This window comes from Modestobacter marinus, assembly GCF_019799945.1.
In the GTDB taxonomy this organism is placed as follows: Bacteria; Actinomycetota; Actinomycetes; order Mycobacteriales; family Geodermatophilaceae; genus Modestobacter; species Modestobacter marinus_B.
In genome coordinates this window covers 82177-95308 of record NZ_JABGCH010000021.1, presented here as the reverse complement: position 1 = coordinate 95308, position 13132 = coordinate 82177, and the positions used below count along the sequence as shown (strand labels likewise).

Below are 13132 nucleotides of genomic sequence, written 5' to 3'. Positions count from 1 at the left end.
TACCGGCAACCCCGCGGCGACTACCGTCGCCGCGTCAGTTCCGAGCCTCCACTGAACCCGGGGCGGGACACCTGGAGAATGAGCGACTGTGTGCAAGGGCATCGCAGTGACTGCGGGGAGCACTTCAGCTCGACACGGCCTCGCCGGCGGTACTGGAGAACCACTCCCAGCGCCAGGCTGTCGACCAGTGTCGCAGCCCATGTCCGAGGGGGGTGAGACAGCCGACCACTGGACCCGTCCGACACCGACACTGCAGTCGACGCCGCCGCGCCTTTTGATGGGGGTAAAGCGGGAGGTCCTGCAGCATCCCGCAGATCTACAGTCCGATGACCTGGGCTTTTGCTCCCCCGATTGGACTCGAACCAATAACCCTGCGATTAACAGTCGCATGCTCTGCCAATTGAGCTACGGGGGATCGGCGGGCCTGGTGTCCCGCGCGCTCGTCGAGACTACCTCACCGCCGCGGGGGACCCGGGAGGGGGCCCTTCGACGGGTCCCGGCGCGTCACCGCCGGTAGCGTTCTCCCGTCCGCCCGATCATGGAGGTGCCCTCGTGGCCAAGCTGTCCTTCCTCGCCGGCTTCAGCGCCGGTTACGTCCTGGGTGCCCGGGCCGGGCGGGAGCGGTACGAACAGATTCGCCGCATGTACCACCACGCCAAGGAGGACCCGCGGTTGCAGAGCGCGGCGGGGATCGCCCAGGCCCGCGCCGACGCGGCGGTCGGCACGGTCAAGGCGAAGCTGACGCATCAGCAGCCCACCGCCGGCGGCTCGCAGTCCACCGTGGGCGGCTCGCAGCCCACGGACCGTGGCCAGGGGCCCACCGCCCACTGAGGACGGTTCAGCGGCTCGGGTCGTCCGCGGCGACCGCGGCTGCCAGTCGCTCCCGCGCCACCCCGCGCGCCACCGGGTCGTTCCGGTCGGCCGCGTCGTCGAAGACGACGCTCCACTCCCGCACCGACTGACCCGGCACCCGCCGGGCGACCAGCAGCACCGACCCACCACCGGGCAGCGGGTGCCGCTGGCTGGTGACCACGGTCCGGTCGACCCGGTTGCGCAGCACCGCGGGCAGCTCCCCCGCGTCCCGGAGCACGTGCCGGACCGCGCGCTCCCGCGCCTGCACGCCCGGCTCCACCTCGGTCAGCGCGGCGATCGAGAACGTGCCGCCGCCCGCGGCGTCGGCGGCCCAGCGGGCGGTGGCGACCTGGTGCCACGGCAGCAGGGGGTCGGCGTCGGCGGCACCGGGGACGACGGTGCACAGGCCCCGCGAGGTGGCCACCAGCCACCCGCCGTCGGCCCGCTCCCCCCAGGCCAGCACCCGCTCGTCCGGGTCCCCCGTGCCGGCCACCGCGGTGCGGACCGGCTCCGGCGGTCCCGCGAAGCGCCGCCGGACCAGCCGGACGGCGGTGCCCAGCACGCTCACGGGGTGAGCCCGCCCGCGGCCCGCTTCCGCAGTGAGATGGCCAGCTGCTCGAGGTCCATCAGCTGCTTGAACAGCTTCATGTACTCGTCGCCCTGCTCGACCGGGTTCATCCGCTGCAGCCGGCCCTTGATCCCGGCGACCCGCCGCACGGTGACCAGCTCCTGCAGCCGGGCCATCAGCGCGTTGACGTAGGTGGCGTCGTTCTCCCCCACCGACCGCAGCGGCTCGACCGCCAGCGCGGTGAGCATCGCCCGCGCCGTCTCCCGGTCGCAGTGTTCACCGACCTGCTCGATCCACGCGGCGCCGGAGACGGTGGCGCCCGCCGCTCCGCCGGCGGCGGCGATGGCCGCGGCCACGGCGCCGTAGTCCGGGTGCGTGTAGTCGGTCGCGGCGACGTCGTCGAACGCCGGCCCGGCCATCTCGGGCACCTGAAGGGCCGCCTTCACCGCCTCCCGCTCCACCTCGATCGCGACGTCGTCGGGGCTCTTCCGCGGCGTTCGGAACCGTGGCCGCTCCGCGGTCTGCCCGCCGTCGGTCAGCCGGCGCACCCGCTGCACGACCTCGGTCTCGTCGGGCAGGCCGAGCAGGCCGGCCAACCGCCGGGCGTAGGCGGGTCGCAGGGCGTGGTCCTTGATCTGCGCGATCAGCGGCGCGGTCTTCTCCAGGGCGGCGACCCGGCCCTCCACGGTGTCGAGGTCGTACTCCCGCAGGATCGTCTGCAGCACGAACTCGATCAGCGGGGTGCGCCGGGCGATGAGGTCGCGGACGGCGGCGTCGCCGTGCGCCTGGCGCAGCTCGCACGGGTCGCGGCCCTCGGGCTCGACGGCGACGAAGGTCTGCGCGACGAAGCGCTGGTCCTCCTTGAACGACTTCATGGCCGCGGCCTGGCCCGCCGCGTCGCCGTCGAAGGTGTAGACGACCTCGCCGCGGAACTCGTCCTGGTCCATCAGCAGCCGGCGCAGCACGTTGATGTGCTCCGCCCCGAACGCCGTTCCGCACGAGGCCACCGCCGTGGTGACGCCGGCGACGTGGCAGGCCATGACGTCGGTGTAGCCCTCGACGACGACCGCCTGGTGGTTGCGGGCGATGTCCCGCTTGGCGCGCTCGACGCCGTAGAGCACCGAACTCTTCTTGTACAGCGGGGTCTCGGGGGTGTTGAGGTACTTCGGGCCGGGGTCGTCGTCCATCAGCTTGCGCGCGCCGAACCCGATGACGTCGTTGGTGAGGTCGCGGATCGGCCAGACCAGCCGGCGGTGGAACCGGTCGATGAGCGTGCCGCGGGAGGACTCCTTGGCCAGCCCGCCGGTGACCAGCTCGGCCTGCGTGTACCCCAGCCCCCGCAGGTGCCGGGTGAGCGCGTCCCAACCGCTCGGGGCGTAGCCGCAGCCGAAGTCCAGGGCGACCTGCCGGTCGAAGCCCCGCTCGGCCAGGAACTGCCGGGCCGGCGCGGCCTCCGGCGTCATCAGCTGGTCGGCGTAGAACTGCGCCGCCGCGGCGTTGGCCGCGACCAGGCGCGCCCGCTGGCCGGCGCCGGCCCGGTCGGGGCCGCCGGTGGGGCGGCCGCCGTCGTCCTCGTACTGCAGCTGCACGCCGGCCCGCCCGGCGAGCAGCTCGACCGCCTCGGAGAACGACAGGTGGTCGATCTCCTGGATGAAGCGGATGACGTCCCCGCCGACCCCGCAACCGAAGCAGTTCCCGGTGAGGATGTTGTCCTCGAGCGTGAATGCATGGGTCCCCGGGACCTCGGCGCAGAAGACCTCCTCGACCCGGTCGCTCCACTCGACAGACTGCACGACCCAGTTCTTGCGCTCGAACTTCTTGTCGTTGGCGAGGTACCGCGCACGGTGCTGCTGCAGGAGGAAGAAGGACTCCGGCAGTCCCTTGGTCATGAAGCGGACGTTGTAGATGTCGCTGGGCACGCCGTCGATGCCCACGCGGGTCTGCTTCGCGATACCGAAGGTGCCGATGCCGAGCCGGGTGCACAAGGTGCGGACGTACTCGAGATCCGTCGGATCGGCCGAGTTCAGGACTGCATCACCGTCGTCCGCCACGCACCCGTCGGCGGCGAAGTACCCAGCGAGCCATCCGAGGAGGTAGGAGACATCCTCGTCGAGCGCCGGACGCTCCTCCTTGGAGTACGCGGGCAGCCCGTAGAAGCGCGTTCCCCGTTCGTCGGACCAAGAACGGCACCCCTCGAAGAACCGGGCGAGCTCGGCGTCCTTCTCGCCGTACAGCACGGCGATGGAGCCGGCCCCGGCCCGCGTGCCGTCGCCGTAGACAAGGCCTCGCGCGATGCCGAACGGCGAAGGACGGGTGGCCGGGTTCAGCACCCGGCTCACGGGGAACGAGTGCGACAGCCGGTCGCCGGGGCGGAGGTCCTTGGTCAGCTTTTCGCGCCGCTGCTGACGCAGTGCGCCCGAGGGGACGAACCAGCGGTGCTCGTCGGTCGCGTGCAGCACCTTCGTGCGCCCGTTGCGGCTCACCGTCACGCGCATCAGCCGCTGCACGCCGTAGCTCTTGAACGGGGCCTCGACCCAGCCGCCGTCGCCGTTGAGCACGCGCACCGTCCTGCCGGCGAGCTCGCGGATGGGGACGGTGCCGTCCTCGGTGAGGACGCCGGTCTCCCCCGCCAGGCAGTGGTAGAGCCCGCGCGAGGGCGTCACCTGGAACGACGGCGACTTCTCGTCGTGGAAGGGGCACAGGCCCTTGAGGCTGCCGCCGCCTGCCCGCTTGAGCTGCAGGTGCTCGCCGATGATGTCGTCGATCTTCGACCGCTCGCGGACCAGTGCGATGTCCGCGGCGCGAATGCGTCCTCGCCCGGCCATCAGGCCGCCGCCGCTGCAGCCGACCGCCGGCCGAGCACCCGCTCGATCCACAGCAGGAACACCGCGTGGTCCAGCGGCAGCTGGGGAGCGGGGGTGAGCGCGGGTCGCATCGCCCGGCCGCCGGTCGTGCTGCTCTCGGCGACCAGTTGCCCGGCGGCCGAGTACCGGCGGGTGCCCTTCCACCAGGAGGCGGTCACCACCTCCACCAGGATTCCCTCCAGGTCGACGGTCCAGCTCCCCTTCCAGAAGGACTCCTGACAGGCGCGCAGTCGCACGCTGTCCTCCGGGTCGGCCTCCCAGCGGGCGGTCAGCTCCCGGGACTGCTTCCCGAACACCCAGGTGCGGTCCCCGACGACCGCCGTGGCGGACTCCTTCCAGTTGGAGGCGCGCAGCGTCGCCACCACGGCACCCCCGGACAGCACGGGGATGACGCCCTTCTCGACGCCGGAGCTCCCGGCCTTGCCCAGCTCGAGCACGGTTCCGTCCATCAGCCGATCCCCGGGGCGCCGGCGATGCTCTCGCCGGTCCCGCGGTAGAGCAGGTACGCGGCGGTCTCGCGGAGGATGTACCGGAACTGGGTGGCGCGGGTCTGCACCGCGGGGCCCTGCCGGGTGGGCGAGCTGGTGGCAGCCAGCCCGGCGTCCTCGGCCATCCGCTCGGCCCGCATCGCGTGCCACGGGTCGGTGACCAGCACGGCGGACGACCAGCCGCGGTCGGTGAGCTCCGTCGCGACCGCGCGCATGCTCTCCAGCGTGTCGACTCCCTCAGGGACGGCGAGCAGCCCGTCGGCCGGGACGCCGGCCTGCGCCAGGTAGTCCCGGCCGGCCTCCGCCTCGGTGAACGCGTCGCCGGCGGCCTTGCCACCAACCGTGACCACCACCGGTGCCACACCGTCCTCGTAGAGCCGCAGGGCGTGCTCGAGCCGCGCCTCGAAGATCGAGGACGGCACGCCGTTGTACTGCGCCGACCCGAGCACCACGATCGCGTCGGACTCCGGGCGGGCGTCCTGCCGGGCGGTCCACCAGATGGCCAGCCCGGTGGAGGCGACCAGCAGGACGGCGGCGGTCAGCACCGCCCCCACCACTCGTCCGACCCAGGCCACGCGTCATGGGTACCACGCCGGGCTGACGGCAGTGCGCCCCTGGGGAGGGCGTGCCGCGCCGGCCGGTCAGCCCGCCGAGGTGACCGCCGCCCGGCCGGCCTCCAGCCGGGCCACCGGCACCCGGAAGGGCGAGCAGGAGACCTCGTCCAGGCCGATCCGGGCGAAGAAGTGCACGGACTCCGGATCGCCGCCGTGTTCACCGCAGACGCACAGGTGCAGGTCCGGCCGGGCAGCCCGGCCCTCGGTGACGGCGAGCTCCACCAGCCGCCCGACGCCCGCCCGGTCCAGCGTCTGGAACGGCGACACGTCGAACACGCCGGCCTCCAGGTAGGCGGGGAAGAACGCGGCCTCCACGTCGTCCCGGCTGAAGCCCCAGGTCATCTGGGTGAGGTCGTTCGTGCCGAAGGAGAAGAAGTCGGCGCACGCGGCGATCTCCCCGGCGGTCAGCGCGGCCCGCGGCACCTCGATCATCGTGCCGATCGGCACCGGCAGCTCCAGCCCGTGCTCCTCGCACACGTCGGCGATCACGGCCTCGGCCTCCGCGCGGACCAGGTGCAGCTCCTGCAGGGCCCCGACCAGCGGCACCATCAGCTCCGGGCGCGGGTCCCCGCCGGCCTTCAGCCGCGCGCACGCCGCCTCCATCACCGCCCGCACCTGCATCGCGTAGAGCCCGGGCACGACCACGCCCAGGCGCACGCCGCGCAGCCCGAGCATCGGGTTCTGCTCGTGCATCCGGCGGACGGCGGTCAGCAGCCGCAGGTCGGCCTCGTCCGGCTCGCCCTGGTCCTCCGCCCGGACCACCCGCACCGACAGCTCGGTGAGGTCGGGCAGGAACTCGTGCAGCGGCGGGTCCAGCAGCCGGATCGTCACCGGCAGCCCGTCCATCGCCTCCAGCACCTCCAGGAAGTCCTGGCGTTGCAGCGGCAGCAGCGCGTCGAGCGCCGCCGTCCGCTGCGCGTCGTCGACGGCGAGCACCAGCTGCTCGACCAGCTCCCGCCGCTCCCCCAGGAACATGTGCTCGGTGCGGCACAGCCCGATGCCGACCGCGCCGAACCGCCGTGCGCGGGCGGCGTCCGCCGGGGTGTCTGCGTTGGCGCGCACGCCCAGCCGGCGGCGGGTGTCGGCGTGCCCGAGCAGCCGGTGCACGGCGCGGACGACGTCGTCGGCGTCGTCCGACGCGGGGTCGAGCTCGCCCTCGACGTACCGGACCACGGTCGACGCCTCCACCGGCACCTCCCCGAGCCACACCCGCCCGGTAGAGCCGTCGACGGAGATCGTGTCGCCCTCGCGCACCACCGTGCCGCCGGGGGCGGTGAACCGTCGGGCCCGCGGGGCCACGTCGAGCTCCTCGGCACCGCAGACGCAGGTGCGGCCCATGCCGCGGGCCACGACGGCGGCGTGGCTGGTGCGCCCGCCACGGCTGGTGAGCACGCCACGCGCGGCGATCATCCCGGCCAGGTCGTCGGGGGTCGTCTCCCGCCGCACCAGGACGACGTCCTCCCCGCGCTCGGCCCACTCGACCGCCGTCTCCGAGGAGAACACCGCCCTGCCGACCGCCGCGCCGGGGCTGGCGTTCATCCCGGTCGTCAGCAGGACGGCGTCCGCCCGCTCGACGAACCGCGGGAACATCAGCTGGGCCAGCTGCTCGCCGCTCACCCGGCGCAGCGCCTCGTCGAGGTCGATGAGGCCCTCGTCGACCAGCTGGGCGGCGATGACGAACGCCGCCGCCGCGGTGCGCTTGCCCACCCGGGTCTGCAGCATCCACAGCTTGCCGCGCTCGATGGTGAACTCGATGTCGCACAGGTCCCGGTAGTGCTGCTCCAGCCGGCGCATCACCTCCCGCAGCTCGGCGAACGAGCGCGGGTCCAGCTCAGCCAGCTGGGCCAGCGGCACGGTGTTGCGGATGCCGGCGACGACGTCCTCGCCCTGCGCGTCGGCCAGGTAGTCGCCGTAGATCCCGGGTGCGCCGGTGGCCGGGTCCCGGGTGAACGCGACTCCGGTGCCGGAGTCCTCCCCCAGGTTGCCGAACACCATCGCGACGACGCTGACCGCCGTTCCGCCGTCCCCGGGGATCCGCTCCTGGCGGCGGTAGAGGACAGCCCGGTCGGCGTTCCACGAGTCGAAGACGGCGGTGATCGCCAGCTCCAGCTGCTCGCGCGGGTCGGCCGGGAAGTCGCGGCCGGTCTCCTCGCGGACGATCGACCGGTAGGCGCCGACCAGGTCCCGCAGGTGGGCGGCGTCCAGGTCGACGTCCCGGGACACCCCCTGGGCGGCCTTCGCCTTCTCCAGCGCGTCGTCGAAGTGCTCGTCGTCGATCCCCAGCACGGTGTGCCCGAACATCTGCACCAGCCGCCGGTAGGAGTCCCAGGCGAACCGCTCGCTCCCCGACTGGCGGGCCAGCCCCTGCACCGACGCATCGGTCAGCCCGACGTTGAGGACGGTCTCCATCATCCCGGGCATCGAGTGCGCCGCACCGGACCGCACGGAGACCAGCAGCGGATCGTCCGGGTCCCCGAGCCGCCGGCCGAGGGTCCGTTCCAGCGCGGCGAGGTGCTCCTCGACCTGGGCGGCCAGCGCCGGGGGCGGGGCACCGTGGGTGAGGTACCAGCGGCAGGCTTCGGTGGTGATCGTGAAGCCCGGCGGCACCGGCAGGCCCAGCCGGGTCATCTCGGCGAGGTTCGCGCCCTTGCCGCCGAGGAGGTCCTTCTGGTCCATCGAGCCCTGGCTGAAGTCCTGCACCCAGGTCCTGCCGTTGCCGACGTTCGACATCGCCCCTCCCGGGGCCACCGCGGACCGGCGCGGACGGCGACCGTCCGCGACGGCGGGCACCACGGTGGGCCCCGGTGGCGTGCCTCCAGGGTGGCCCGCCGCGCCCCGGCACACCAGGGGCGGCGGGCTCAGTTGACGAGCTGGGTCCCGCAGACCTTCGTGCCGCCCTCCGGGACGACGGTGAGCTCGGTCTCCACGACGCTGCCGCCGTCGTCCCACCGGACCGTGACGTACTGCACCGGCGAGCCGTCGAGCTGGTCACCCCGCGACCCGGTGACCTCTGGGGTGCCCGGCTGCAGGAACTCCTCGGCCAGCGAGGCGGGGGGCACGGACGCGCGCACGTCGTCGCAGACGAGGGTGTAGGCGGTCTCGACGTCGCCCTGGGACAGCGCGGCGGTGAACACCGTCGCGACCTCCTTGGCCTGGTCCTGCGCGGAGCCCTTGAACACGCCCATCAGGCCGACCATGACGACGGCGACGGCCACGGTGCCGGCCAGCATGGCGATGAGCAGCCCCGTGCGCCGGCGCCCCTCGCCGGTGTGCAGCGGCTCGGGCCGGTCGTCGTACAGGAACGGGCCGGTCATCCGCCGCTCACAGGCAGCTCGGCGCCCGCCGGAGGGCGCGGGTCGTCACGGTCGTCGAGCCAGCCCTGGGGCAGCGCGACCGGCCGGGGCGGGCTGGTGCGGCCGCGCGGAGCGCCGAGCACCGCCTCGGGATAGGGCTGGTCGGGGATGCGGTCCAGCAGCCCGGCGAGCTCGTCCAGGCCGGAGACCATGGCCAGCGCGCGCCGGACGTCGGAGCCCACGGAGAAGCCCTTGAGGTACCAGGCGACGTGCTTGCGGAAGTCGGTGCAGCCGTGCAGCTCCCCCTGCTCCGCCGACAGCAGCGTGGCGTGCCGGTGCATGATCACGGCCACCTCGCGCAGCGTCGGCAGCACCCGGCGGGTGTCGCCGGCGAACGCCGCGGCCAGGTCCCCGAACAGCCAGGGCCGGCCCAGGCACCCGCGGCCGACGACCACACCGGCGCAACCCGTCTCGGCGACCATGCGCAGCGCGTCGTCGGCCTCCCACAAGTCGCCGTTGCCCAGCACCGGGATGTCGACGTGCTCGACCAGCCGGGCGATGTGCGACCAGTCGGCGGTCCCGCTGTAGAGCTGGTCGGCGGTGCGCCCGTGCAGGGTGATCCCGGCGGCGCCCTCGTCCTGCGCGATCGCGCCGGCCTCCAGGTACGTGACGTGCTCGGCGTCGATGCCGATCCGGGTCTTCACGGTCACCGGGACGTCGCGGGCGGCGGCGACGGCCGCGCGGACGATGTCCCGGAACAGCACCCGCCGCCACGGCAGCGCCGAGCCGCCGCCCTTGCGGGTCACCTTGGGCACCGGGCAGCCGAAGTTCAGGTCGATGTGCGCCGGGCGGGTGCCGGCGACCTGCTCGTCGACCAGCATCTCCACGGCCCGGCCCACGGTCGCCGGGGCGACGCCGTAGAGCTGCACCGAGAAGGCGTCCGCCTCGCCAGGCGTGGCCCGCACCATCTGCAGCGTCTTCTCGTTGCGCTCCACCAGCGCCCGGGTGGTGATCATCTCGCAGACGTACAGGCCCGCCCCGAACTCCCGGCACAGCGTGCGGAAGGCCGGGTTGGTGATGCCCGCCATCGGCGCCAGCACCACCGCGGGGTCGACGGTCAGCGAGCCGAGCTGCAACGCCGGCAGCGCCGTCGCGCGCTCGAGGGTCCCGCTGGTCACGTCGTCCAGAGTAGGTGCCGACGTTGAGTGCCCGTGATCACGTACGCCCGTCCTGTCGGCGGGGACCCCTATCGTCCGCCCATGGAGACGACCCTCACCGCCCCCATCGACTGGACGGGCCAGCTCGCCGAGCAGCTCGAGTGGCACTGGCGCGAGCAGCTGCGGCCGCGGCTGGACGGGCTCACCGACGAGGAGTACCGCTGGGAGCCGGTGGCCGGCTGCTGGAACGTGCGACCGCGCGGCACCAGCAGCGCGCCGATGGCCGTCGGCGCCGGCGACTTCACGATCGACTTCGCCTTCCCGGAGCCCGAGCCCGCGCCGGTGAGGACGATCGCGTGGCTGATCGGGCACCTCGTCGTCGGCGTGCTGGGCGCCCGCGCGGCCAGCCACTTCGGCGGGCCGCCGTTCGACTACGCCACCCACGAGTACCCGGGGGACGCCGCCACGGCGCTGGACCAGCTCGACGCCACCTACGCCGCCTGGACGACGGGCGTGCGCGGGCTGAACCCGGACGACCTGCGCCGGGCGGTCGGTCCGGCCGAGGGCCCGTGGGCCGACCACCCGATGGCCGAGCTGGTGCTGCACATCAACCGCGAGGTGCTGCACCACGGCGCGGAGATCGCGCTGCTGCGCGACCTGTACCGCTGGCGAGACGCCGCGGAATGAGCGGCGGCGTCCCGTTCCTCAGCAGCCGGGGAGGCGGGCACCCAGGTAGGAGACGACCTGGTCGAGGCCCACCCGCTCCTGGGTCATCGTGTCGCGCTCCCGCACGGTCACCGCGTCATCCTCGAGCGTGTCGAAGTCGACGGTGAGGCAGAACGGGGTGCCGATCTCGTCCTGCCGCCGGTAGCGACGGCCGATGGCGCCGGCGTCGTCGAAGTCGACGTTCCAGCTCTTCCGCAGCTCCGCGGCGAGGTCTCGGGCCTTGGGCGACAGGTCGGCGTTGCGCGACAGCGGCAGGACGGCGGCCTTGACCGGCGACAGCCGCGGGTCGAGCCGGAGCACCGTGCGGGTGTCGACGCCGCCCTTGGCGTTGGGGGCCTCGTCCTCGGAGTAGGCCTCGACCAGGAACGCCATCAGCGACCGGGTCAGGCCGGCCGCGGGCTCGATGACGTAGGGCGTCCACCGCTCACCGCTGGCCTGGTCGAAGTACGACAGGTCGGCGCCGGAGTGGTCGCTGTGCGTCTTGAGGTCGAAGTCGGTGCGGTTGGCGACGCCCTCGAGCTCGCCCCACTCCGAGCCGGGGAAGCCGAACCGGTACTCGATGTCGACGGTGCGCGTCGAGTAGTGGGACAGCTTCTCCTTGGGGTGCTCGTAGTGCCGCAGGTTGTCCCGGGAGATGCCCAGGTCGACGTACCAGCGGGTGCGCTCGTCGATCCAGTACTGGTGCCACTCCTCGTCCGTGCCGGGCTGGACGAAGTACTCCATCTCCATCTGCTCGAACTCACGGGTCCGGAAGATGAAGTTCCCGGGGGTGATCTCGTTGCGGAAGGACTTGCCGATCTGGCCGATGCCGAACGGCGGCTTCTTCCGGGCCGCGCCCATCACGTTGGCGAAGCTGACGAAGATGCCCTGCGCCGTCTCCGGGCGCAGGTAGTGCAGGCCGGACTCGTCCTCGACCGGGCCGAGATAGGTCTTCAGCATCATGTTGAAGTCGCGCGGCTCGGTCCACTGGCCCTTGACGCCGCAGTTCGGGCAGGAGATGTCGGCCAGGCCGTTCTCCGGCGCCCGGCCCTTCTTCTCCTCGAACTCCTCCTCGAGGTGGTCGGCGCGGAACCGCTTGTGGCAGTTCGTGCACTCGGTCAGCGGGTCCGTGAAGACACCGACGTGACCGGAGGCGACCCACACCTGGCGGGGCAGGATCACCGAGGAGTCCAGGCCGACGACGTCGTCCCGGCCCTGGACGACGGTGCGCCACCACTGCTTCTTGATGTTGTCCTTCAGCTCCACGCCCAGCGGCCCGTAGTCCCAGGCCGAGCGCGTGCCGCCGTAGATCTCACCGGACGGGAAGACGAACCCCCGGCGCTTGCAGAGGTTCACCACCTTGTCCAGCCGGGCGGGGTCGGCGGTGCGGGGGGCGGTCGGGGTGTCGCTGGGCACGAGGGCTCCATCCGGCTGGCGGTCGGCGGCGGCTCCCCTGCGGGGAGGTCCTTCCAGACGTTAGTCGCCGCCCGTCGCGGCCCCGCCGCCGCACCGGCGGCTCAGCCGCCGGCGAGCGCGGTCACCACGGTGGCCAGCCCGGTCACCATGACCAGGCACAGGGTCATCACCCGGAACGGGCCCCGGGGCACCCGGCCGGCCCAGGTGTTCCCGAGGGCGTTGCCCAGCACGGCGCCGGGCAGCCAGCACAGCAGGAGCAGCCCGACCCGGCCCAGGTCCAGCTCGCCGGCCAGCCCGATCAGGGCCAGGGCCAGGGCGTTGCAGACGATGAAGTACACCGCCAGGTCGGCCACGAACTGCCGCGGCGCGACGTTCTGCCGGGAGAGCAGGACGACCGGTGGCGGGCCGTTGAGCGACGTGGTGATGCCCAGGAAGCCGCCCAGCATCCCCGCGCCACCCGTGGCCAGCGGCGGGACCCGGCTGCCGTCGCCCGCCGACCGGGCTCCGGCCGGGCCGAGCAGGAGGAAGGCGGCCACCACGACCGCCACGCCCCCGGCCGTCACCTTCAGCGCATCCCCGCTGACCACGTCCCGGACGAGATGGCCGAGCAACAGTCCGGGCAGGGAACCGGCGACCAGGTACGCGGCCCGGCGACGGTGCACCGACCGGTGCAGCCGGGCGACCGTCGCCAGCCGGGTGAGCAGGCCGATCGTGAGGTTGACGACGACGACGTCGGTCAGCCCCATCCCCAGGAGCAACAGCAACGGCGCGCAGACGAGGGAGAACCCGAACCCGGTGACGCCGCCGAGCAGGCTGGCGCCGACGACCACCGCCGCGCCGGAGAGGACCAGCGTCAGGTCCACGCCTCGTCCGTCAGGTAGGCGCCCGGCTCGTCGACGGCATGGACCCACACCGGGGCGCCGGCGATCTTGGCCTCGGGGGCGGACAGCGCACGGCGGTAGGCACCCACGCCGTCCCACGTCGTCCAGAGGGCGCACAGCGAGTCGTCGTCGGCGGCGCGGCCGACGGCGCCGTCCCGGAACCCGGGGCGGGTGCGGAGCACGGCCAGCAGCTCGCCCGCTGCGGCCAGCAGGGCCGGGACGTCGTCGGCCGGGACGCGCAACCGGGTGACGGCGAACACCGGACCCCCTTCAGTTGACAACGATTCTCACGTG

The 13132-nt window shown here is 73.3% G+C and carries 12 protein-coding genes and 1 tRNA gene; 2 read left to right on the top strand and 11 right to left on the bottom strand.

Annotation, left to right across the window (positions count from 1 at the left end):
• Positions 1-342 precede the first annotated feature (342 nt).
• Positions 343-415: transfer RNA gene (locus HK417_RS17160), tRNA-Asn, on the bottom strand.
• 137 nt (positions 416-552) lie between these two features.
• Here HK417_RS17160 and HK417_RS17155 point away from each other — a divergent pair.
• The gene (locus HK417_RS17155) at positions 553-831 is read left to right on the top strand and encodes a hypothetical protein (protein ID WP_261327069.1); all 279 of its coding nucleotides are present in this window, start codon (positions 553-555) and stop codon (positions 829-831) included.
• Between the two features lie 7 nt (positions 832-838).
• Here HK417_RS17155 and HK417_RS17150 read toward each other — a convergent pair whose 3' ends face one another.
• The 7 genes from HK417_RS17150 to dusB all read right to left on the bottom strand — a co-directional run bounded on the left by HK417_RS17150 (position 839) and on the right by dusB (position 9857).
• Positions 839-1420 (bottom strand): hypothetical protein, encoded by a 582-nt coding sequence (locus tag HK417_RS17150; RefSeq protein ID WP_308123663.1) that lies wholly within the window; start codon positions 1418-1420, stop codon positions 839-841.
• On the bottom strand, positions 1417-4245 hold the full coding sequence (dnaG, locus tag HK417_RS17145; RefSeq protein ID WP_222268641.1) for a DNA primase: 2829 nt from the start codon (positions 4243-4245) through the stop codon (positions 1417-1419). Before dnaG ends, HK417_RS17150 begins: the two co-directional genes overlap by 4 nt.
• Complete coding sequence (locus HK417_RS17140) at positions 4245-4733, bottom strand: hypothetical protein (protein WP_261327068.1); 489 nt, start codon at positions 4731-4733, stop codon at positions 4245-4247. The genes dnaG and HK417_RS17140 overlap by 1 nt, the downstream gene beginning before the upstream one ends.
• Complete coding sequence (locus HK417_RS17135) at positions 4733-5347, bottom strand: YdcF family protein (protein WP_222268639.1); 615 nt, start codon at positions 5345-5347, stop codon at positions 4733-4735. Before HK417_RS17135 ends, HK417_RS17140 begins: the two co-directional genes overlap by 1 nt.
• A 66-nt stretch (positions 5348-5413) precedes the next feature.
• Positions 5414-8116 (bottom strand): pyruvate, phosphate dikinase, encoded by a 2703-nt coding sequence (ppdK, locus tag HK417_RS17130; RefSeq protein WP_222268637.1) that lies wholly within the window; start codon positions 8114-8116, stop codon positions 5414-5416.
• Positions 8117-8244: 128 nt separating this feature from the next.
• A complete protein-coding gene (locus HK417_RS17125) occupies positions 8245-8700 on the bottom strand; it encodes an Rv0361 family membrane protein (RefSeq protein ID WP_222268635.1) in 456 nt (151 codons plus the stop codon).
• The gene (gene dusB / locus HK417_RS17120; protein ID WP_222268633.1) at positions 8697-9857 is read right to left on the bottom strand and encodes a tRNA dihydrouridine synthase DusB; all 1161 of its coding nucleotides are present in this window, start codon (positions 9855-9857) and stop codon (positions 8697-8699) included. The genes HK417_RS17125 and dusB overlap by 4 nt, the downstream gene beginning before the upstream one ends.
• Before the next feature lie 81 nt (positions 9858-9938).
• On the opposite strand from dusB, the gene HK417_RS17115 reads away from it, so the two are divergent.
• Positions 9939-10523: a DinB family protein gene (locus HK417_RS17115; protein WP_222268631.1), complete on the top strand. Its 585-nt coding sequence runs from the start codon at positions 9939-9941 to the stop codon at positions 10521-10523.
• An 18-nt stretch (positions 10524-10541) separates the two neighbouring features.
• Here HK417_RS17115 and HK417_RS17110 read toward each other — a convergent pair whose 3' ends face one another.
• From HK417_RS17110 to HK417_RS17100, 3 genes are all read right to left on the bottom strand, one after another.
• The gene (locus HK417_RS17110; protein WP_308123662.1) at positions 10542-11957 is read right to left on the bottom strand and encodes a glycine--tRNA ligase; all 1416 of its coding nucleotides are present in this window, start codon (positions 11955-11957) and stop codon (positions 10542-10544) included.
• 101 nt (positions 11958-12058) lie between these two features.
• Positions 12059-12820, bottom strand: coding sequence for a sulfite exporter TauE/SafE family protein (locus HK417_RS17105; RefSeq protein ID WP_222268629.1), 762 nt, complete (start codon positions 12818-12820; stop codon positions 12059-12061).
• Positions 12811-13098 (bottom strand): antibiotic biosynthesis monooxygenase, encoded by a 288-nt coding sequence (locus tag HK417_RS17100; protein ID WP_222268627.1) that lies wholly within the window; start codon positions 13096-13098, stop codon positions 12811-12813. The genes HK417_RS17105 and HK417_RS17100 overlap by 10 nt, the downstream gene beginning before the upstream one ends.
• Positions 13099-13132 lie beyond the last annotated feature (34 nt).